Genomic DNA, 21,443 nt, shown 5'->3' with positions numbered 1-21,443 from the left:
CCTTCCTCTTATAGTTTTACAACTTTAGAACTATCAAACAAAAGAGCATAGTTTTATAACTTTTGAACTATCGAATATAAATTGAAATTTAGAGACTCTTCTTTAAAGAGTCTCTAAAAAACCTGGAAGATAAGTTTTAAAAACTTCTAAGTTAAGCTTGACATACTTTGTTCGAGCGTCTTTTCTCACAAGCGTTAATCCTGCTTCACGTAAAGTCTTAAAATGATATGAAGCAGTAGTTTTATTTATATCGCACCTTTCACCTACCTCTCCACAACTTAGTTCCTGATGGCTATGATAAAGCGCACGAACAATTTTAATCCTAGATTCATCAGCGAGTGCTTTAAAAATTTGACTTCTAATTTCATCATCTTTTAGTTTGATAATCATGAAACTATCGTACAATTTTCAAATTAAGAAAGCAAGAATTTTTTGGAAAAAGTTAATTCTTGTAAAAATAATACAAAATTTATAATAGGTGTCCTGCCGCATGCCCATCAAGCCAATCGAATGATGGGCCCCTAATCCATAAATACGCTATCCTTTTAGTAAGATTATTGAGAAGGGTGGCGTTTTTATGGATATTTCACTAACAGAAGAGTTTCAACTCTTCGCTCAGGAATTACACTACCATTTATCCCCTCAAATTCTTCAGAGACTCGCAAAAGATGTAGGATTTGTCCGTCGGACAAGTAAATATAACGGGAAAAGTCTTGTGTCGCTATGTGTATGGTTGAGTGACAAAGTGGCAAGCAAACCTCTAAATCAACTATGCAGTGCATTAGAGGCTGGAACAGGTGTACTCATCAGTCCACAAGGATTGAATGAGCGGTTTAACCTTGCTGCTGTTCAACTCTTACATGACATTCTCACCGAGCTAATGCAAAAAAAGATTGCCACAGAGCCTGCTATTTCTAGTATTCATACAGAGCATTTCCGTCGGATTCGTGTGTTAGATTCTACAGTGTTTCAACTACCCGATGCGTTTGCAGATAAATATGGAGGAGCTGGTGGAAGTGCTCATACTGCGGGTGTGAAAATTCAATTTGAATGTGATCTGTTAAGCGGAGATGTACTTCATCTACATGTGGGAGAAGGAAAAGAAAATGACCAAGTATACGGTTCAAAGTGTATCGATTCTTTAGAAAAAGGTGATGTCCGTATAGGGGACCTTGGTTATTTTTCAATAGAGGATTTTCGGAAGATTGATGAAAAGAAAGCATACTTTCTTTCTAGATTAAAGCTTAACACACGAGTTTATTATAAAAACCCAAACCCAGAGACGTTTCGGAACGGGGCAATTAAAAAACAATCAGAGTACATCCAGATAGATGTAGAGCAGTTTCTGGACACATTACAACCAGGGGAAACAAGAGAATTATCAGAAGTCTATATCGGTATGTGCGAGAAACTGCCTGTTCGGGTCATTCTGTATCGACTGACGGAACAACAACTGCGTAACCGTGAGAAAGATATGGCGAAGAAAGAGAAGAAAAAAGGCATTACTTATAAAGAAAGAAGTAAACGCTTAAGTGCTATTAATCTATACTGTACAAATATTCCAGCGGAATATTTAGCAACAGAAATGATTCACGATTTTTATTCCCTCCGCTGGCAAATAGAAATTCTGTTTAAAACGTGGAAATCCCTCTTTGCCATTCATATGTGTAAAGAAGTGAAGCTGGAGCGTTTAGAGTGCCATATTTATGGGCAGCTCATACGTATTCTTATTTGTTCTTCCACTATGTTTCAAATGCGGGAGTTGCTCCTACGAAAAAAGAAAAAGGAGCTGAGCGAATATAAGGCGGTGTATATGATAAAAGACTATCTTCTTCTCTTACACAAAGCCATACAGCAAGATGCCGAGCATCTCACAAAGGTACTCCTTCGACTCTACTCACTTCTAGACAAGAACGGTCGAAAGTCTCACAGATATGAAAAGAAAACGGTCTTTGACATTTTTGGAATTGTGTACGAACGAAACGAGAAGATGAAACAAGTTGCATAATTTTTGAAAAGCACCAGATCTGGGGCTTTTTTGGTATGCTTATTTTTAGGAGGAATCAGGAATCTTATCTAAACATGAGCTTTTTAATTGTTGAATTATCCCCCAGTGGGTATAAAAGATATTCTTAGGTTGATGGGCATGTGGTGCTACCCCAGAAAGATATTATTTTAGTAGCTGTCGGCTACTACTGCCGTTTTTCTTTAGGTTATCGTGATGTATCTGAAATCCTGAAAGAACGTGGTATTTCAGTGCACCCAACAACCATCATGCGATGGATTCATGAATATGGCAATCCCATCTATCAAATTTGGAAAGTAAAAAATAAATCTGCACCTTATGAAACCATTCATGCCCTATATAAACAAAGGCGAAGTCTTCAAAGAGACTCCGCCTTTTCAACGTACAATGAACTTCAACAATTACTAGCTACTTCCTAAACATTGTTCTTCATTTACCAACCTGTTTATGCTTTTTTCAAACTTTGCAACAGAACCAGTTTAACCATCATCGTGTTCATGGAACTTTAGGTTATTTAAGTCCAGTTGAGTTCAGAAAACGAGCCCTTAAAAAAGCAGTCTGAATTTGTGTTGACAATCCACACCTCCATCAATACTATCAAAAGAACCTTTATACTGTTACAGCTTGAGAAATCCATTGAGCAGTTAGTTCAGGAGATTCAACAGGAAACTGATGACCGTACTGAATACGTGTAATATCCAAGTGTTCAAACTGCTTTGGGACATGATGATCTTTGTCCAAAGCTCCCCATAGTATCTTAATTTTCCTCTTATCCCATGTCTCGGGATTTAACTGAATGGATTTTGATATAGTTAAGCAAGACATGACCGTAGCGTTAGTTTTGCGTATACGGGGGGATTTTAAATCACGGACCACAGAATGAGCGTAATTACTCAATAACTGACTGGATGTTCTGAAGCTATTGGCTTGAAGTAGCTCTTTTTCCAAACGGGCGGGCTCCATATATTTTAGAACGAAACTTGTAATACGTCGAAATCTATATTTAGGTTGGATAGGATGCAGTACTGGCTGCAATAAAATGAGTTGTTTGATCAGTGAGGGCAGCCGTTCCATCACTTGAGCCGCAATCAATCCGCCAAATGAATGCCCCACTAATATAACGGGTCTGTTCAACTCAGTGATCATAGTGGAAATGCTCTCTACATAGCCTTCTAGCACAGAAGGATTATGGTGATAAGGGGTACGCCCAAATCCAGGTAAATCTACGAACCAAGTATTTAAACTGCTTAAAAATTGTGAGAGGGGCAAAAGGGCATCGGCATTGCTGAACGTCCCATGAAGAAAAATAATAGGCGTTTCATTCCTATCTTTCTCTAGCGAAACTAAGTTAGCCCTTCTTCGTTGACTAAAATCTTTCTGCTCATTTTGATTCAGGCCTAAATGATTTAACCGATAATCCAAATCACTAATGATAAAAGGGAGCGTGGACGGAACTACGAATGAATTTCTGCCGTTCCTTTGTTCTATTTCTAATTTACTGTAAACAGGGAATTCCGACTTAACAAGAAAACTCATGGATTCTTTAGGAATACCAAGCATCTTACCAGCACCCATTCTAAGTACAGTTTTCAATAACGGAAGCGGTATAGTTCCTAACGGCTTTGTTGTCTGCAATTCGTGTGCCATGAGTTTGATGAAAGTTCGGATCGACGGACTCTCTTGCTTAGAATCTAAAAGATAGTAGGTATTGCTTGATAACCCTTCTGTATTAGCAAGTTTTGAAATAAACGAAGCCACATGATCAATATGAACCATTGGTAACCAATAATCGTCGCCGCCTGGAACAAGCGGCATAAGATTTCGCCTTACGGCATCGACTAAGATACTAAGGCCTCCAATCTGTTCTGTTTTCCCTGAGAAGGAGTCTCCGACGATTACACTAGGATTAACAGTAGATAAGGGAATGCTCATGTTATGAAGAGATTTTCGTATATAAGAGTCGGCTAAAAACTTCATTTTTTCATAAGGCGGTTGATTGTCCAGCAAATGATCTAGATCCAACAATGCATTTTGTTCATGATAGGGACTCATAAAGCCTGCGACATGGATAAAATGCTTTAATTCTTTTGCAGCGTGGATATCCTGTGCTAGCCGAGCAAGGGATTTTGCAGGGGCGAGGAAAGACTGCTCAGCTTCACTGAGGTTCAACTCAATATTCATTGGACCTCCTGCATGAATAATTAGATCAGTTGCAAGTAATTGCTTGTAGCTGTCATCACTTAAACCTAATCGAGGCTGCGTTAGATCACCGATAACAGGAACAATGTTGTTCTGTTGATCGGGTGCCAGTTGATTGATGATGGTAAGAAGACGATTTTTTTGACGTACAAGTGCATAAATCTGATGCTGAGAAGCTAACTCAGCGATTAAATGACGTCCAATATAACCAGTTCCGCCGGTCATGAAGATATTCATAATAAAAACACTCCTTTATTATTTTATAGTACTAATTAGTACTAATATATCTAAAAATATTACTTTAGCATGGAAGCTAAAGCAGGAAATAAATTTTTGATCATATCTTGGTTGTTAGAAGCTTGAGCCAAGAAGAGAGCACCCTCAATAGAGGAGACAATCAACATAGCTGTTTGTTTAACGGGCAGCTCTTCCTTTAGTTCTTGTCGTGCAATCCCTTGGGCTAAAATCAATTCAACACCATGCAGCTGTTTTTCAAAAAAACTCTTGATTCTATCTCTAATTTCAACCGCGTCAATAGGCGTCTGTGTATACAGAGTCAGGAAAGGACAACCGCCAAGGTAGTTATTTTGTTCAATAGTATCGCTTAAAATGTGGAGTACCGCTTCTAATTTCTCCTGAACGGTGAGCTCAGTTTGAGACACAATATAATTAATTCGCTGCTCGTAATGTGCTATCAACTGATTAACAATAGCGAGCAGCAGCTCCTCCTTGCTCTTAAAATAATAATAAATGTTCGTTTTTGAAACTTTGCTACGTGCGACTATGTCGTCCATGCTTGTTGCCAGAAAACCTTTAGTAAGAAACAATGTAAAAGCGGATTGCAGAGCAATATCTTTATTACTAAGTGTATTTTTTTTCATATTAGTACTATACAGTACTACAAATGGAGAGTCAAGGGAATGATTGATGAAATGCATACAAATATAAAAATCACTATGGAGGTATCAATACTCCTAAAGAATTCCCCATAGAAGTACGAGCCTGGATAAATACTCAATCCGAATATATTGTGACCGAACTAAAAATTAGAGGCTTCCAGTCAAGTGTCACTTTAGGAAATAGATTTGATATTTCAATTTTCCGGTTAACAGACATAACCGGAAAACCATTATTCAGAGTACAAAGGGCATCGCCAGCATTTTAGAAAACCCCCACGCTAAGCAAAGAATAAAATAAGTCAGCTCATTTACATAATTATCGTTAGCGGAAGTTATTGCAAACCCTTCTCTTTATTTAGAAAGGGACTTACATCATTACTTATGTACAGCAATATGTAGCATCACTTACTGCATCTTTAGGAATATACAATTTACCGTCTTTTATTTCATATGGAATGTTATTTCTTTTTAGTTTAGTTGTGTCAACACTATTAGCAGTATCACCCCACTGTACTAACTTACCGCTATATTCTTTTTGACAAGCTACTAACATTAGGAGAATAACAAAACAGAAAAATAGATTTCTAAAACGATGTTTCTCCATAATAACCCTCCTCCCCTACGTATTTTACCATTGAAAATAAACAATTTCTGTAAAAAATGAATGTATATCGTATTCATGCTTGGTTAACATAACGTATCATTATCAACAGTAACCAAATCTCAGAAAGCCATTCATACCAAGAGTTTGCCAACTTTCTGTTCCCTTCTCTGTATGCAAGGTTTCATACATTACTGTCACAATAGCATTTGACAGTTCAGATTGTTCTCGTAGTCTGCATGAAATCCTGCATATCTTTAGCGTATAAAATCCGCGTTTTGCCGTCAGTACCCCATGCCCATCAAGCTAAAGTTTTATTACACCCCCAAAACGAAAAAACTTATTTATCGTTTTGGGGGTGACCTGTTTTCTTAGGTTGATGGGCATGTATGGTGACCCCATATAAAGAGATTTTAAACATCTTAATCTGCCTTTCCATTATGTAAATATGGGAATAATGAAATTACCCCAAGGATAGCTAAACAAGCTCCAATCCATAGCGGAGATACAAAACCATATCCTTTACTGATCCCAAGACCACCTAGTGACGAACCAATAACAATACCTAGCGTAATAAAAGAACTATGAACGGTATTTATCATTATTCCATTACTAGCTGTTTTCATCACCCTCGCAACCATAGCTGGATTCAATGCTACACCAGTTAAACCAATAAAAATCGTAGAAATAACTGCAATGTATTTATTCTCTGCACTTAAAGCAAATAAAGACAACGCTATGATTAATATAATTAATCCACCCATAAGTATTTTCATTGTAAATTTATCAGCGAACTTGCCAATTATTATATTCCCAATTACCGTCGCACTACCATAGAGAGCAAGTAAATATGGAATACTTGCACTTGAAAAGCCTGTGACATTTGTAAAGATAGGAGTGAAATAACTAAATGCTGCAAACGTACCACCAATAATGAACATACTTGTTACGTACGCTGCCCAAAGATGAATATTCTTAAATCGCAGAAGTTCGTCTTTCCAATTTAATTGCTCTTTATTTGAAGATGATGGTAACAACCGTTGAATCATAATCCCTGATATTAGCACAAGAACAGAAACAGCCCCAAAACTAATACGCCAGCCAAAATATTGCGAAATAACGGTTGTTATAGGTAAACCTAATACAGTTGCGAACATTAAACCTGCAAGTACAATTGATGCAGCTTTTCCCCTTGAATCAGAGTGAACCAATGTTGCAGAAAAGGAAATCGCAACTCCAAAAGCTGAAGCTGAAGCAATACCAGTTATAATACGTGAAATCATCATAATATCATAGTTCCAAGCAATAGCTCCGAGCGATTGACCAATTAAAAATACGAACATTAAAAACAATAATGCTTGTTTGCTGCGCATTCGTAAGAGGATTGCAGTTAAAATGGGGCCTCCTATTACCATTGCTCCTGCATAAGCTGAAATTAAATACCCAATAGATGATACAGAAACCTGGAATGCAAGAGCAAGTTCATTCATCATACCTGCAACCATAAATTCTGATGTAGTCATACAAAAGATTGCTAAAGCTAATAAATAAATAATCGATGGCATAAAAACACTCCTTATTCATTATTGTAATGATCGGTACAAAAATAGTGCGAAAAAAGAGCGCACTAAGCGCCACAAATAGACTCCATTGTTCCTTTGATAACTTGTTCAGATAACATCCGATTTTGCATCGATACATTAAGAACACGGAATCCGTAATAACTGCTTAAAAGCAGACTAGCTAATTCCTCAGCTGATTGCTTCTTTGAAATTTCACCTGTTTGCAATCCTTCCTCCATCACTGTTTCAATAGCTTTTTTAAGAAGTTCAACATGCTTCGAGAAAATTTCTTGTACCATTAAATCGTTTTTAGCACGTTCTATACTGGCATTAATCAATAAACATCCTTTTTGATCAATATTCTCAAAGTCTTCTTTCAATGCCCATTCAAAAAAATTACTTAATCGTTCTTTAACTGGAATTGGAGTATCTAACAATTTCTTTTGTTCCCTAATCCCAATTTCATGGTAGCGTTCTAATACTTGTTTATACAGTTCATGTTTACTACCGAAAGTATTGTATAAACTTCCTTTTCCAAGTCCTGTATCACTGCATAAATCTTGTGTAGAACACCCCTCATATCCTCTTAACCAAAATGTTTTCATTGCAACATCTACAATTGAGGAATAATCAAACTCTCGGGGTCTGCCGCGTTTATTCAATCGTATCCTCCTCTCATTTTAAAGATAACATTAATAGAATACTCTTTTTTGTACCGCGTGGTCAATAATTTTGTTTTATTGTTACTGTAAAATAAAATTTGATTATTTTAGATTACGAATAATTAAAAATAGCTCCCTTATTCAAATACAAGTCTTATTTGAATTAACAATTTCATCAATCTTTATTATTGATTATCAAACTTTGTTATAAATGATCAATCTATTTTACAAAGCCACAAAAAGACAAAATATAAATTGTTTAATTATTTGTTTTTCTACGTTTCCATAGGAAAAGTCGGGGAGCGAAACTCAGCCAAGGAGAAGTCGTTGGTCTAATTGGGGTTACCATACATCGCTATCAATCTAAGGTAAATTTGTATCCATATAACAAAAAAAACGCTATTCTTTTTGTAGAAAAATACAGAAAGGATGGCGTTTTGTATGACTCTATCGATTCAAGATGAGTTTCATTTATTCGCTGAAGAATTACAGCGATATCTATCCCCAAGCATCCTTCAACAGTTCGCACAGGAGACGGGTTTCGTAAAACGTAAAAGTAAATATGGCGCACGTGATTTGGCCGCTTTATGTATTTGGATTAGTCAACACGTAGCAAGCGATTCTCTTACTCGATTATGCAGTCAGCTTTATACAAATACAGCTACACTCATGAGCCCAGAAAGACTGAATCAACGCTTTAATCCAGCAGCTGTCGCATTTCTTCGAGAAGTGTTTACTTCCCTTCTCACACAAAAACTCTGTTCAAATCACTCACTTTCTACACACGTGATCTCTACTTTCAATCGTATCCGTATTCTAGATGCAACAGTGTTTCAACTACCTGATCAATTCGCTACTGACTATCAAGGTTCAGGTGGGAGTAGTAATAAGGCAGGCGTGAAAATCCAATTGGAATATGATTTACTTAGTGGTCAATTTCTTAACGTGCAGCTTGGACCGGGAAAGAATAATGATAAAACATACGGTACCATTTGCCTTGAAACCGTAGAAGCAGGCGATTTGTATTTACGTGATCTTGGTTACTTCGATTTAGGAGACTTACAAACCATTCATGATAAAGAGGCTTACTATATCTCACGGTTGAAGCTGAATACACGCATTTATACCAAGAACCCTGAACCAGAATACTTCAACAATGATACGTTAAAAAAGCAGACAGAATACATCCAGCTTGATATGACACAAATGATGTCTGATCTAATCCCTGGTGAAATGATAGAAATCCCTAAGGCATACATTGGCCAAAATCAGAAACTTCCAGCACGTGTTATTATCCATCGTTTAACCGATGATCAAACGCAAACACGTCTGAAAAACCAAGCGATACGTGAAAAGAAGAAAGGCATTGTCATGAAGGATAAAAGTAAACGTTTAATGGGCATGAATGTATATATCACGAACACGTCGCTAGAAGAAGTACCGACGAACTACGTGCATCCATTATATTCACTTCGTTGGCAGATTGAAATTTTGTTTAAAACGTGGAAGTCACTCTTTAAAATTGATGAATGTCAAAATATAAAAAGAGAACGCCTAGAGTGCCATTTATATGGACAACTCATCGGCATTCTCCTCTGTTCTTCTACGATGTTTCAAATGCGTCAGTTTCTGCTTGAAAAGAAAAAACAGGAGCTGAGTGAATACAAAGCGATTTATATGATTAAAGATTACTTTCCATTACTGTTTCAAGCGATAGCCGTTGGCACAGAAAAACTTTTAAAAATTCTGCATCGCCTTTATCAGCTGCTCAAAAAGAACGGTCGTAAATGTCATAGGTATAAGAAGGTGACCGTCTTTGATATTCTAGGGATTGTGTATAAAACGACGGTGAAGCATAGACAAGTTGCCTAGCGAAAAAATCACGTTTTAATAGGCTTCTTTAGCATGCCTACCTTTCTATAAATTACCAGATATGAAACAAGGATCGTTTCATATCTAGTAATTTACTTGGTTAGCTTGATGGGTATGCGTCAGTACCCCTTATTACGCTGTTAATACCTATGTTACAACCATTGCAAAAGGTAAGTATTGCTTTTCAAGAATACATCATATGCTTAATTGGAAATGAAATTGTATTGAAGGGAGTCATACCGTTATGCAGCGGATAAAATTTATGATTAAACAATTCCTAAAAGAGCCTTTGTGGTTTAAAATACTAATTTCTACAACTTTGCTTATTTCAATTATTTTTAGCAGTTCACTTTTTTCGAATAATGGTTATTTTCAAAGCTGTTCAAAATTAGCTGCGGCAATCTTTTTTTGTACATATGCTATTAAATTTAGGAGAAGTCTTGTAACTTCTGTCATCTTATTTACTTCAGCAGTTATATGTATTTTTCTATCCATCCTGGCAATATATAAGTGATTAATGTGGCGTTTGTTCAATAAGCCAATGTATAATAAACGCTCAGAGCTTTTATGCCCTGAGCAATTTTAATGCCAATTATTGTGTATCTTGTTAATTCAAAAGCTATGTTGTTGTAAACACCCTTTTTTGAAATTGTTGTTGTTGTATATGAGGTCATAGAGGAGTCTATATAATAAAAAAGTACATCACTCTTATTGAGCAATGTACCAATACATATATATAATGTGTAACATTATATATGACCTCTTATCTTTATGAATAAAGATAGATAATATCACTTATTTATTTTACAGAGTAGGCTTGTCCTTGTTCCATGTCGCCCGGCGAATTCAAACGGCAATCACACAAAACCGCTATTCGCCCTAGATTCATCACCCCTGCCACAACGCAGGCTTTGTCACCATGAACCATAACATCGCCATTAAAAGAACAATGTAAATCCAAACAGAACGCCGCAACAATTGAATCAAGGCGTCCTTGTCTTGGCCCGTTTCGCTGAATTTCCGAATGGTCGGCGAAAAGGCGCGGGCCAGGAAAAATAATGAACTCGCCATGAGAATAAGAGTCATCACTATCCAAGGGGTCTTCCAAGTCCAAGGGCCCGCCAGTACAAGCAGAACCCCGGATGCAACCAGCACATGCCCGGCATGCTTGGCCAGCCTGACCGAAAATCGGAATACATCCAGATAAGCCTGCCGCGCGTGGGTCTCTGAAGCCCGCAGTTTTTTGATGAGCGGAAGCAATACAAAAAACGGGCCGATGGATAAGATTACACTGAAAATATGTACATACAGAAGCAGTCGATACAACATGTCCATCCTTATATCACATTAACCTTCGATGGGACGGAACTCATGAACCCAAACTCTCATATTTGGCAGCCATGGCATGCCAGGGTGAAGAGACAGGATAGATTGCTTATATTCCTCCACATTCGCATAACCTTCTTGACGGGCATGCTCATCAGTCAATTCGCCAAGTGACTGCGAATAGACCTTCTCCACAACATACCGGTGACCTTGAAGCTCCATCACTTCCCCGACATCTGCATATCTCCCGTTGCGTCGAGTAGCCGTTTTCTGTCCTGCAAGCACTTTTTCAATGTCCTCCTGAATCGTGATAAGACGTTCAATCGTACATGTTTTTGGCGGTAAAGCGTTCGTTTCATTTTGGTTTGTCATCTGGGGCACTCTCCTTTTTTTATTTAAACATAGGCCTACTTTATCATATAAAGAAATTATTCTATATAGCAAGTTTCTACTTAATAGGGATAACAAACTTTCATACAATGTTTATACGATAAACACCAATAATTAATGGGAAAAAGCATTACTATCCGGGTTTATTTCTTTTAAGCTTTCTCTTCAAATAACCGTGCAATTTCGATAATAACTTGAACAGCTTTTTCCATATTATCTACAGAAATATATTCAAATTTACCGTGGTAATTTTCTCCGCCCGTAAAAATATTTGGTGTCGGCAGACCCATATATGATAATTGAGAACCATCTGTTCCACCGCGAATTGGTTGGATATTCGGCTCGATATCTAGATTTTTCATTGCTTCATAAGCAATATCAACAATTTCTTTCACTGGTTCAATTTTTTCAAGCATATTGTAATACTGATCATTCATCTCAAGAATGATATTTTCCTCACCATACTTCTCTTGCATCTGTTTTGTAATAGCTGTTATATTCTCTTTTCTAGTATTAAAATGAGCGCGGTCAAAATCACGAATAATATAGTTAGATTGACTTCGCTCAACATCACCATTTAGAGAAATAAGATGGTAGAAACCTTCATACCCCTCAGTATGTTCTGGTGCTTCTTCTACTGGTAGTTGTCTATGGAATTCCATTGCCAATTTGGTTGCATTGACCATTTTATTTTTAGCTGTACCAGGATGAGTGCTATTCCCTTTAAAAATTAGCTTAGCACCAGCAGCGTTAAAGCTTTCATATTCTAATCCACCTAGTGGACCTCCATCCATTGTATAAGCAAATGCAGCTCCGAAAGCCTCCACATCAAAGTGAGATGGACCACGACCAATCTCTTCATCAGGCGTAAATGCCACTCTAATTTTCCCGTGTTTAATTTGTGGGTTATGTAATAAATAATTCATTGCTGTCATAATTTCTGTAATTCCTGCTTTGTCATCTGCACCAAGAAGTGTTGTTCCATCAGTTGTAATTAATGTATGTCCTTTGTAAGATGGAAGCTCTGGGAATAATTCCGGCGTTAAAACAACACCAAGTTCCTTATTTAACGTAATTGCCTTACCATCAAAATTTTCATGAATTTGCGGCTTAATATTTTTCCCTGTAAAATCTGTAGCTGTATCCAAATGAGCTAAAAAACCGATTACAGGAACCTGCTTGTCCGTGTTAGCAGGAAGCGTTGCCATTACGTAGCCATTCTCATCCATCGTTACTTCTGATAATCCAATCGACTTCAACTCTTCTACTAGTTGTTTTGCAAACTCAATTTGGCCAGGTGTTGATGGTACAGTATGGCTTTCTGCATCAGATTGTGTATCCACCTGAACATATCTTGTAAAGCGCTCTATAATTTCCTGTTTCATTCTACTACACTCCTTTTTTATCCATCTTTATTTATTATAAGCCTTTATTACAAATTTTTTTATTTCTTTTGGCTTTATCTTTTATATTTCAATGAACACTCAAAAAAAGCAGACCTTTGTTATAAAAACAAGGTCTGCTTTCCTATATTATTCACCTAAATCAACATTGTGGTACACTTGTTGAACATCTTCTAAATCTTCTAATGCATCAATCATTTTCTCAAATTTCACTTGTGCATCTTCTGGAAGTGTTACTTCACTTTGTGCAAGCATTGTTAGTTCTGCAACTGTAAATTCAGTTATACCAGCATTTTTGAATGCCTCTTGCACTGCATGGAACTGGTCTGGCTCCGCATAAACGATAACAGATTCCTCTTCTTCTAAAATATCACGCACATCTACATCTGCTTCCATTAAGATTTCAAGTGCTTCGTCTGCTGTTTTACCTTCAAGACCAATTACAGCTGTTGCATCAAACATATACGCTACTGATCCGTTTACGCCCATGTTACCAGCATTTTTACTAAATGCAGCACGTACATCTGCTGCAGTACGATTTACGTTATTTGTTAATGTATCTACAATTACCATTGATCCATTTGGTCCGAATCCTTCATAACGAAGTTCATCATAATTTTCTTCTGAACCACCTTTTGCTTTTTCAATCGCACGATCAATAATTGTTTTCGGTACGTTATACGTTTTTGCACGCTCAAGTACCACTCTTAAAGTCTGATTGGATTCTGGATCTGGTTCACCTTGTTTTGCTGCTACATAAATTTCACGTCCAAATTTTGCATAGACGCGGCTTGTATTTGCATCTTTTGACGCTTTCTTGTCTTTAATATTGTTCCATTTACGGCCCATATTTCTTTCACTCTCTTTCAGCTTTGAATCTACATAAAAATAGTAATATGAAATATGCTACTTCTTCAACACTTTTTCAAACTAAATATAAAAAGTTCGTTATATTTCACATTACCGACAAACAATATGCATTGAAGAAGTCCTATTTATTTACCATATTGTATTATACCTCATTACAAGTTTAATAATCAAAAAAAGACAAATAGTTCTCATCCATAAATGTAAAAATATTGAACTATTACAACTACTATCGGTATATCCTTTTACGTAAAAGAGCTAAGAGATTCTCTCTTAGCTCTTCTCATATTCTATGAGCCTATCGCTCAGTTTCATTTTTTATTTTACTTCATTTGCAAAGAAATGCTCACATACACTAGAAATACGAGTTAAATCAACATTTCCACCAGAAATAATCGCTGCTACTTTTTTCCCTTTTATATATGGATCAACTTTACCTGCAAGAAGAGCAGCTGTCGCTAATGCTCCAGCACCTTCTACAACAGCTTTTCCACGTTGTAATAAATCTTTCATTGCTACTTCTAATTCATCTTCTGATACAGTTACAATGTCATCCACTAACCCTTCCACAATTTCAAAAGTTAAAGTTCCTGGAATTTTTACTGCGCATCCATCAGCGATAGTAGGTGCTTCATAATGCTCTACGATTTCACCTTTATCATACGAAGCTTTCATTCCATGAACATTATCAGCTTGCACACCAATTATATTGATAGAAGGATTAAAGGATTTAAGTGCTACCGCGATTCCGGCAATAATTCCGCCACCGCCAATTGGTACAAGGACTGTATCAACATCCCACATATCATCAAGAATGTCTAAGCCAATTGTTCCTTGACCTGCCATTACTTCTACATCATCATATGGATGTAAATATGTTTCTCCCGTTTCTTTTATAATTTCTTCACATTTTGCTTTTGCATCATCAAACGTATCACCATATAAAATGACTTCTGAACCATATCCTTTCGTTGCTTCAACTTTTGCTTTTGGAGCAGAAGTTGGCATCACAATTTTACTTTTAATTCCTAGTAAATGTGAAGATAGTGCAACACCTTGTGCATGATTTCCAGCTGAACAAGCAATAACTCCGCGAGCTTTTTCCTCATCTGTTAAATTAGAAATTTTATTAAATGCCCCGCGAAATTTAAACGATCCTGTTAATTGCATATTTTCTAATTTTAAATATATTTCCCCGCCTGTTTTGCTTGTTAAATAAAAAGATTTAACAAGGGGTGTTTTTCGAGCATTTCTATCAAGAACTTGTTTGGCTTTTTTTATATCAACAATGTTTAGCGGCAAGGTTTCGGTAATCATACTAACACCTCTTTCAATTGTTTATAATCTAATCCTAACGTTGTTCCTAAATTTTCATAGGTAATGGTTCCTTTATAAATATTGATACCGTGTACTAATGCCGGTTTATTTTGTAGAGTCTCTTCTAAACCATCGTTAGCAATCGCTAATAAATAATCGATGTTTCCATTCGCTAACGCCATAGTAGAAGTACGCGGTGTCGCTCCAGGCATATTTGGCACAGCATAGTGTATGACATCATGCTTAATAAATATAGGATCATTATGTGTTGTATAGTGATCAATCGTTTCAACCGTCCCGCCTTGATCGATTGCAATATCAACGATAACACTTCCTGGTTTCATAGACTGAACCATATACTCTTTCACAATTTTTGGTGGTCTAGACCCCGGAATTAAAATGGTTGAAATAAATAGGTCTGCATTTTTAATTGTTTTCTCTAAGTTTTCAGTATTAGATTCCATGATTTCAACTGGAGCATTTGCATATTTTTCTTGTAAATAAGTAATCTGTGCTTTGTTTAACTCTAAAATCGTTACATGGCAACCAATTCCAACAGCCATATCACAAGCATTAATTGCTGCATTACCGCCACCCAAAATGACAACATTACCAGCAGGAATACCATCTATTCCTGATAATAAAATACCTTCTCCTTGATGTTGTTTTTCTAAATAGTAAGCTCCCATAAATACTGCCCGGCGTCCAGCAATTGCACTCATCGGTTTTAATAACGTTAAAACTCCATTTTCACTAATTGTTTCTCCAGCAATAGCGGTTGTTCCCGCTTTTCTCATCGCTTCAACACACTCTTTTGAAGCTGCTAGATGTAAAAACCCCCAAACAATTAAATCTTTCTTAAAATATTTATACTCTTCCGCTAAAGGTTCTTTTACTTTTACTACCATATCAACATCCCAAGCTTGCTCTTGATTTACTAAAGTAGCACCTGCATTCGTATATTCTTCATTTGTATAACCTGATCCTACACCAGCATCTTTTTCTACTAAAACTTCATGTCCAGCTTTAATTAATTTCTGGGCATTTTCTGGTGTCATCCCAACACGTGCTTCACCTTTTTTAATCTCTTTTACTACGCCTATTTTCATGTTGACACATCCTTTTAAATGTAATATTCATTACATTATTTGTTATACGATCCAAATAAAATTGCGGAATATATTAAACGTTTCTATATTTCCTTATTTGTCTGAATCGCCTGTTTACACCTACAAGATAGCACTCAGAAAAATAATGAGTCAACATTTTGTGAAATAGTTCACAAAATGTTTTTATTTATTTTGAAATAATTTTTTTCGTTCAAATAAGCATTGAATCCGTTTTCAGCTTGTGCTAGACTTTGTCACGAGTAACATCTCTTTTGAATTCAAATGAAATGCAATTTTATTTTTTTACTTACTTTTGTGATTTTTTTCACATATGAACGTAGAAATACTTTGTAGTGATTTTTGTGAATTATATCACAAATAAAATTAAATTTTATCAATATAAAGCACTATTAAAAAAATGAGAGGATATACTATTTAAAATTGAGATAAAAATGAATTCATCAGAGAGTGCATGTATTTTTCCAAACAGGAGTGATAATTATGTCACAAGAACAACTAAAAAAAGAAATCGGCTTCTTTGCTGCATTAACCACTGTTATTGGTACCGTTATTGGAGCAGGTGTATTTTTTAAGCCTACTGCCTTATACGGTGTAACTGGAACAGCGAGTTTAGGCTTACTTGCATGGGTAATAGGTGGAATACTAACTGTTTGCGCAGGTTTAACTGCTGCTGAATTATCGGCAGCTATTCCTGAAACTGGTGGAATGATGGCATATTTAAAGCGTACTTATGGAAACTTAACTGCTTTCCTACTAGGCTGGGCACAAACAGTCATTTACTTCCCAGCTAATATTGCAGCACTTGCTATTATTTTTGGAACACAAGCAGTTAGTTTATTTGGATTAAATGCAAATGAACATAAAATGATGATTATTGGAATTGCTGTTGTTACCGCAACATTCGTAACCTTGATGAACTTCTTAGGCGCGAAAGCAGCCGGAGGAATTCAAACTGTATCGACTATATGTAAACTATTGCCTTTAGCCTTACTTATTATTTTTGGATTATTCCACAAAGGCGACGTAACTCTACAACTGTTTCCAGTTGAAGCAGGACCAGGTAAATCACTTATATCTGCACTTGGATCGGGCTTACTTGCAACAATGTTTGCTTATGATGGATGGATTCATGTAGGGAATATCGCTGGAGAAATGAAAAATCCCAAAAAAGACTTACCTAAAGCAATCGTAATCGGATTATCTACTGTCATGGTTGTTTACTTACTTATTAATATTGCTTTCCTTATGGTTATGTCTGCAACAGCACTTGCAGGAACTGATACACCTGCATCTGAAGTAGCGACAATTCTGTTTGGAGCAATGGGAGGAAAATTAGTTACAATCGGTATTTTAATTTCCGTATTTGGAACAATCAATGGATATATCATGACAGGAATGCGTATCCCTTATGCAATGGCATTAGAAAACAAACTACCTTTTAGTAAATGGTTTGCGACATTATCTAAAAATAGTCGAATCCCTTATAATTCTGGGTTATTTATCTTATTTGTTTCTATCATTATGATGGTTATCGGTGGATTCAATACCTTAACAGATATGTTAGTGTTTGTTATATGGATATTCTATACAATGACATTTATAGCGGTATTCATTTTACGTAAAAGGGAACCAGAACTTGTGCGTCCTTACAAAGTACCTCTATACCCTATTATACCAATGATATCTATTATAGGCGGATCATTTATCGTTATTAATACACTTTTCACACAAACGTTGCTAGCATTATGTGGTATCGGCTTAACTGCATTAGGTCTTCCGATTTATTTTGCAATGCGGAATAAACATGTTCAAATTAAAAATAGTAATTAGTAATAACTCAATAGTTCACTATTATATCAATTGTTTCTTATAGTGCAGACGTGTATTAGATTCTTACTCTAAATAGATGATGGATCTTAATACACGTTTCTTTTTTGTATATACAGTTAATTTTTTTATAAAAAATCCCCCACCTATGCAAATAATACAAACTCCTAATTCATATAACTATCATTCCATAATAGTGACACGGTATCCGATACCCATCAAATTAACATTTTAAAGTACCTCTAAATTATAAGTTTACTCCTGCTTCGGTTACCTATAAAAATCTAGTTCGTTTTTTCGTTTAGAGAACAAAGAATTTTTTAATTTGATGAGGACAGATATTGCTAATATTTGAACCAAAACATGCACTACATCTTATTTTTTATTCTTATAAAAATATTAAATTGGTCTGAATGAAATCTGAAAGTTTGTAAAGTCCTCCTAAATACATTTCAGTTCAACTCCAAAATATGCCATTTCATTTTCAGCTAATTTTCAGTTTCAATTCAGGTTCATCTCAGTTTTACATTCCATAATAGCCTCATAGAAATTCAAATAAACAATAGAGATTCTGAATACTAAAAAACTAATTTATATATGAAAATCAATATCCATTCAAAGATAACAGTGTTCTGAATGCTTAAACATTGTATAAACAGTGCACGAATAGAAAATAACCCTTAGAAATATTTAACTTAGCTAGACCTAAAAAAGAGAGGAGTAGAATGAATAATGAGTAGACATAACAAATATGCAATTTACAAAGGGAAAGAATATAGAATTGTTAAAATGGATGGTCACTTAAGATTAATTTCTAAAGATAAACAAGATGTCGAGAATGGGTTTCTTCCTTTTAAACTAAATTCAGATTTATACTATAAAAAAGTAAAAACAACCGATTTAGAAACAGCATATGATGTTATACCATTTGCACAGTATAAAGGAATTGAATTTCAAATAATAAGGGTAAATGAAGAAGAAGGAACCGTTTTACTATATTCCATTGATTCTAAAATAGGGCGTGAATTTGGAATGCACTCACATGTTGGGGAGAAATTCGAAAAATATGTGAAAACAGAAGAAGTTGTATTAGTCGAAAAGAAAAAAAAGATTTTGGGATTTATATGAACCATATAAAACAACTTAAATTAGGAAGTAGTACCCTATTCCAGTTTGAAATAACAGCTGAATTTTACTTAAAATTGAAAATTCAGCTTATCTTATAAAAATAGAGATAATACTAATTGGATGTTAGGATTACATTTTTCGTACAGCTAAATCGACTCTTTGCAAAATAGAAGTAATGCATCAACTATTTTAAATACCATCATTGCCCCAAAATAAATCTTAGCTCAATTACTTATCAAATTAAAATTTATTATAAAATTTCTACGAATTGCTTAGCCTGCCGATCTAGAGAACTTACCGATTCAGAAATAGATTCAAATTCATTAACTGTTTCATCAAGTAGCATTTTTCCTTCTTTCACACTTAACGAAACAGCCTCTATACGCTTTGACATTCGATTAATTTCTAATGTAATGCCTTCAACAGTGTTTTTAACTTCACCAATGGAAAGTGAAACTTTATCAGAAAGACTCCGTACTTCCTTAGCGACAACATTGAATCCTCTACCATACTCTCCTGCACGCGCCGCCTCAATTGCTGCATTTAAAGCCAACATATTTGTTTGTGCTGCAATATCTTGAATAGTTTTAACGATTCCTGATATTAAATTTGCTTGTTCATGAAGTTGAGACAAATTCGTTACGTTTTCATCAGATTCATGATTAATTTGCTGAATCTTACTGAGCAGAGCCAAACTTCTCTCTTTTCCAACTTCAGATTTTTGAGAAAGTGTTTCCGATAAAAATTGGACTTCCTTAGCTATACGTAAAATACTATTTTGTCTATTCGTTATATTTGTAGCAATTTTCGAAACTCCCGCCACTGTTTTCCCCTCATCCTTAAAAATAGGCATATATGTAGCTTCCAACCAAATTCGATTTCCTGCTGCATCCATACGTTCAATTTTATCTTGATAACTTTTTCCGTTTAACAAATCACGCCAAAACTCTTCATAACTAGGACTGTTAGTAAACTCAGGGAAGCAAAATTCTTTATGCAATTTTCCAACCATTTCAGTTGGTGAGTATCCCATCGTTCTTGCAAAAAGATCGTTAACATAAGCAACTCGACGATTAACGTTAAAGCGAATAATCGCAAGGTTTCGCTCCATCGCTTTCATAACTAAGCGATCTGATACCTCATCAGTGGATAAATTCTGTCTATCATTTATATCATTCATAATATACTCCCTTTCTCTTTTAGCCATAAGTCTCCTTGCGAAAAACCCTATCTTTATATAATCGTTATATCAAAAAAACACAATACCGTCTATAAATCTCCATGCCAATCAATTTAAGAATTCAACTAAAATGTATTTCTGTCTCATTGTTCTCCAGCAAGATAAACTATAACCTTTTCCTTTTCAAATATCAGCAATAAAAATATCTTCTATCTTGCACCCTCAGTAGCAAACTCTTTCATTATGTTACTATAATAGCTTTCAATGATTTTATAATGGTGTTCTTCATGTATTGCTAAAAGCTGAATAGCCTGAATTAAGTTAGGATAGTTGGCCATTGGATCAAAAAACACAAGATGTCCAGCAATGTCTTCTTCAATATTTATAACTAACTCTCTCAATTTATCCGTTTCATTTAACAGCAATCTCTTTAACTCTTCTTTATCCATAGTATGAATCACTTTTTTCGGTGGCACTAAAATGAAAGGCGCTTTCATCCCTCTTCCATGCTTTTCTTTATATTCTGCATAAATATCATGTATTTGATTAGCAAATGCTGTCTTCCTTCTCATTTTTGCATACGGAATAAGAACAAAAGAAAATTTTGTTGCAACTTTAACCATTCTTAAAATTAAATATAGATGATAAATATGCTCACCAATAGACCATTTTCCTTCTTTTTGATCCCATAGTTTATCATTTGAAATAAATTGTACTTTTTGAAAAAAACAATGCCGTTGCTGTCTTAATGTTTGGAAATGGTGTGTCATACTTTCAGATTTCATCTATTAACTCCCCCACTTTATTTCATAAAAATTACTCTAATGAAATCTATCTAAAAAGTAATTTTCTTATTTTTTCATTATTTTCATCAATGAAAAGTACATATGCAACATCTACTCTTTTCATATACACTTATACCAATAACCGATACTACTTATTCAACAATCCGGTCCGTTTGTTGAATAAGTATCTTCATAATCTCATGAATATTTTAACATAAATTTCCTAATCTCCATTATCTTTTACTCTTAATATCTAAATTAATAACATA

General features: G+C 35.4%; 19 protein-coding genes and 2 pseudogenes. 6 read left to right on the top strand and 15 right to left on the bottom strand.

Going from position 1 to position 21,443, the window contains the following annotated elements; genetic code table 11:
* Positions 1-102: 102 nt before the first annotated feature.
* On the bottom strand, positions 103-390 hold the full coding sequence (locus AB1279_RS09085; RefSeq protein ID WP_098720189.1) for an ArsR/SmtB family transcription factor: 288 nt from the start codon (positions 388-390) through the stop codon (positions 103-105).
* A 187-nt stretch (positions 391-577) separates the two neighbouring features.
* On the opposite strand from AB1279_RS09085, the gene AB1279_RS09080 reads away from it, so the two are divergent.
* The 3 genes and pseudogenes from AB1279_RS09080 (at position 578) to AB1279_RS09070 (ending at position 2,588) form a co-directional block, all read left to right on the top strand.
* Positions 578-2,008 carry an IS4 family transposase gene (locus AB1279_RS09080; protein ID WP_429758476.1) on the top strand — a complete coding sequence of 477 codons (1,431 nt, stop codon included), beginning with the start codon at positions 578-580 and terminating at the stop codon, positions 2,006-2,008.
* Between the two features lie 140 nt (positions 2,009-2,148).
* Positions 2,149-2,349, top strand: a pseudogene (locus tag AB1279_RS09075) (IS6 family transposase); the annotation flags it as partial.
* A gap of 140 nt (positions 2,350-2,489) precedes the next feature.
* Entirely contained in the window at positions 2,490-2,588 is a 99-nt protein-coding gene (locus tag AB1279_RS09070) for an IS3 family transposase (protein ID WP_350495082.1), read from the top strand.
* Between the two features lie 47 nt (positions 2,589-2,635).
* On the opposite strand, the gene AB1279_RS09065 is transcribed toward AB1279_RS09070, so the two are convergent.
* The 5 genes from AB1279_RS09065 to AB1279_RS09045 form a co-directional block, all read right to left on the bottom strand.
* Complete coding sequence (locus tag AB1279_RS09065; RefSeq protein WP_429758475.1) at positions 2,636-4,462, bottom strand: alpha/beta fold hydrolase; 1,827 nt, start codon at positions 4,460-4,462, stop codon at positions 2,636-2,638.
* A gap of 59 nt (positions 4,463-4,521) precedes the next feature.
* Entirely contained in the window at positions 4,522-5,106 is a 585-nt protein-coding gene (locus tag AB1279_RS09060; RefSeq protein ID WP_028402269.1) for a TetR/AcrR family transcriptional regulator, read from the bottom strand.
* A gap of 397 nt (positions 5,107-5,503) precedes the next feature.
* The gene (locus AB1279_RS09055) at positions 5,504-5,728 is read right to left on the bottom strand and encodes a hypothetical protein (RefSeq protein ID WP_028402268.1); all 225 of its coding nucleotides are present in this window, start codon (positions 5,726-5,728) and stop codon (positions 5,504-5,506) included.
* Positions 5,729-6,147: 419 nt separating this feature from the next.
* Positions 6,148-7,290 carry an MFS transporter gene (locus AB1279_RS09050; protein WP_429758474.1) on the bottom strand — a complete coding sequence of 381 codons (1,143 nt, stop codon included), beginning with the start codon at positions 7,288-7,290 and terminating at the stop codon, positions 6,148-6,150.
* A 62-nt stretch (positions 7,291-7,352) separates the two neighbouring features.
* Positions 7,353-7,949 carry a TetR/AcrR family transcriptional regulator gene (locus AB1279_RS09045; RefSeq protein WP_429758473.1) on the bottom strand — a complete coding sequence of 199 codons (597 nt, stop codon included), beginning with the start codon at positions 7,947-7,949 and terminating at the stop codon, positions 7,353-7,355.
* Positions 7,950-8,390: 441 nt separating this feature from the next.
* Between AB1279_RS09045 and AB1279_RS09040 the strand changes: the two genes are divergently transcribed.
* The gene (locus AB1279_RS09040; RefSeq protein ID WP_429758472.1) at positions 8,391-9,821 is read left to right on the top strand and encodes an IS4 family transposase; all 1,431 of its coding nucleotides are present in this window, start codon (positions 8,391-8,393) and stop codon (positions 9,819-9,821) included.
* Positions 9,822-10,709: 888 nt separating this feature from the next.
* Here AB1279_RS09040 and AB1279_RS09035 read toward each other — a convergent pair.
* The 6 genes from AB1279_RS09035 to ald form a co-directional block, all read right to left on the bottom strand.
* Positions 10,710-11,150 carry a hypothetical protein gene (locus tag AB1279_RS09035; protein ID WP_429754450.1) on the bottom strand — a complete coding sequence of 147 codons (441 nt, stop codon included), beginning with the start codon at positions 11,148-11,150 and terminating at the stop codon, positions 10,710-10,712.
* Between the two features lie 18 nt (positions 11,151-11,168).
* Positions 11,169-11,519 (bottom strand): ASCH domain-containing protein, encoded by a 351-nt coding sequence (locus AB1279_RS09030; protein WP_016115601.1) that lies wholly within the window; start codon positions 11,517-11,519, stop codon positions 11,169-11,171.
* Positions 11,520-11,689: 170 nt separating this feature from the next.
* On the bottom strand, positions 11,690-12,922 hold the full coding sequence (gene pepT, locus AB1279_RS09025) for a peptidase T (RefSeq protein WP_429758471.1): 1,233 nt from the start codon (positions 12,920-12,922) through the stop codon (positions 11,690-11,692).
* Between the two features lie 147 nt (positions 12,923-13,069).
* Positions 13,070-13,789, bottom strand: coding sequence for a YebC/PmpR family DNA-binding transcriptional regulator (locus AB1279_RS09020; RefSeq protein WP_429754259.1), 720 nt, complete (start codon positions 13,787-13,789; stop codon positions 13,070-13,072).
* A gap of 336 nt (positions 13,790-14,125) precedes the next feature.
* Positions 14,126-15,124 carry a bifunctional threonine ammonia-lyase/L-serine ammonia-lyase TdcB gene (gene tdcB, locus AB1279_RS09015; protein WP_429758469.1) on the bottom strand — a complete coding sequence of 333 codons (999 nt, stop codon included), beginning with the start codon at positions 15,122-15,124 and terminating at the stop codon, positions 14,126-14,128.
* Positions 15,121-16,233 (bottom strand): alanine dehydrogenase, encoded by a 1,113-nt coding sequence (ald, locus tag AB1279_RS09010; RefSeq protein ID WP_429758468.1) that lies wholly within the window; start codon positions 16,231-16,233, stop codon positions 15,121-15,123. The genes tdcB and ald overlap by 4 nt, the downstream gene beginning before the upstream one ends.
* A gap of 501 nt (positions 16,234-16,734) precedes the next feature.
* On the opposite strand from ald, the gene AB1279_RS09005 reads away from it, so the two are divergent.
* Positions 16,735-18,084: an APC family permease gene (locus AB1279_RS09005; protein ID WP_429758467.1), complete on the top strand. Its 1,350-nt coding sequence runs from the start codon at positions 16,735-16,737 to the stop codon at positions 18,082-18,084.
* A gap of 729 nt (positions 18,085-18,813) precedes the next feature.
* On the top strand, positions 18,814-19,209 hold the full coding sequence (locus AB1279_RS09000) for a hypothetical protein (RefSeq protein WP_429758466.1): 396 nt from the start codon (positions 18,814-18,816) through the stop codon (positions 19,207-19,209).
* 250 nt (positions 19,210-19,459) lie between these two features.
* Here the strand turns inward: AB1279_RS09000 and AB1279_RS08995 are convergent, their stop codons facing one another.
* From AB1279_RS08995 to AB1279_RS08985, 3 genes and pseudogenes are all read right to left on the bottom strand, one after another.
* A complete protein-coding gene (locus AB1279_RS08995) occupies positions 19,460-19,843 on the bottom strand; it encodes a methyl-accepting chemotaxis protein (protein WP_429761327.1) in 384 nt (127 codons plus the stop codon).
* A gap of 153 nt (positions 19,844-19,996) precedes the next feature.
* A pseudogene (locus AB1279_RS08990) lies at positions 19,997-20,320 on the bottom strand (PAS domain-containing protein); the annotation flags it as partial.
* Positions 20,321-20,598: 278 nt separating this feature from the next.
* Entirely contained in the window at positions 20,599-21,174 is a 576-nt protein-coding gene (locus AB1279_RS08985) for a DinB family protein (RefSeq protein WP_429758465.1), read from the bottom strand.
* Positions 21,175-21,443 lie beyond the last annotated feature (269 nt).

Source organism: Bacillus sp. S14(2024) (assembly GCF_050473785.1).
Taxonomy (GTDB): Bacteria; Bacillota; Bacilli; order Bacillales; family Bacillaceae_G; genus Bacillus_A; species Bacillus_A yunxiaonensis.
Note: the sequence above shows the minus strand (reverse complement) of the source record. Positions and strands in the feature narration are given on the sequence as shown.

Excerpts from the sequence above, each read along its gene's own strand:
- AB1279_RS09085 (WP_098720189.1), bottom strand. The coding sequence starts at position 390 with ATGATTATCAAACTAAAAGATGATGAAATTAGAAGTCAAATTTTTAAA.
- AB1279_RS09080 (WP_429758476.1), top strand. The coding sequence starts at position 578 with ATGGATATTTCACTAACAGAAGAGTTTCAACTCTTCGCTCAGGAATTA.
- AB1279_RS09065 (WP_429758475.1), bottom strand. The coding sequence starts at position 4,462 with ATGAATATCTTCATGACCGGCGGAACTGGTTATATTGGACGTCATTTA.
- AB1279_RS09060 (WP_028402269.1), bottom strand. The coding sequence starts at position 5,106 with ATGAAAAAAAATACACTTAGTAATAAAGATATTGCTCTGCAATCCGCT.
- AB1279_RS09055 (WP_028402268.1), bottom strand. The coding sequence starts at position 5,728 with ATGGAGAAACATCGTTTTAGAAATCTATTTTTCTGTTTTGTTATTCTC.
- AB1279_RS09050 (WP_429758474.1), bottom strand. The coding sequence starts at position 7,290 with ATGCCATCGATTATTTATTTATTAGCTTTAGCAATCTTTTGTATGACT.
- AB1279_RS09040 (WP_429758472.1), top strand. The coding sequence starts at position 8,391 with ATGACTCTATCGATTCAAGATGAGTTTCATTTATTCGCTGAAGAATTA.
- AB1279_RS09035 (WP_429754450.1), bottom strand. The coding sequence starts at position 11,150 with ATGTTGTATCGACTGCTTCTGTATGTACATATTTTCAGTGTAATCTTA.
- AB1279_RS09030 (WP_016115601.1), bottom strand. The coding sequence starts at position 11,519 with ATGACAAACCAAAATGAAACGAACGCTTTACCGCCAAAAACATGTACG.
- pepT (WP_429758471.1), bottom strand. The coding sequence starts at position 12,922 with ATGAAACAGGAAATTATAGAGCGCTTTACAAGATATGTTCAGGTGGAT.
- AB1279_RS09020 (WP_429754259.1), bottom strand. The coding sequence starts at position 13,789 with ATGGGCCGTAAATGGAACAATATTAAAGACAAGAAAGCGTCAAAAGAT.
- tdcB (WP_429758469.1), bottom strand. The coding sequence starts at position 15,124 with ATGATTACCGAAACCTTGCCGCTAAACATTGTTGATATAAAAAAAGCC.
- ald (WP_429758468.1), bottom strand. The coding sequence starts at position 16,233 with ATGAAAATAGGCGTAGTAAAAGAGATTAAAAAAGGTGAAGCACGTGTT.
- AB1279_RS09005 (WP_429758467.1), top strand. The coding sequence starts at position 16,735 with ATGTCACAAGAACAACTAAAAAAAGAAATCGGCTTCTTTGCTGCATTA.
- AB1279_RS09000 (WP_429758466.1), top strand. The coding sequence starts at position 18,814 with ATGAGTAGACATAACAAATATGCAATTTACAAAGGGAAAGAATATAGA.
- AB1279_RS08985 (WP_429758465.1), bottom strand. The coding sequence starts at position 21,174 with ATGAAATCTGAAAGTATGACACACCATTTCCAAACATTAAGACAGCAA.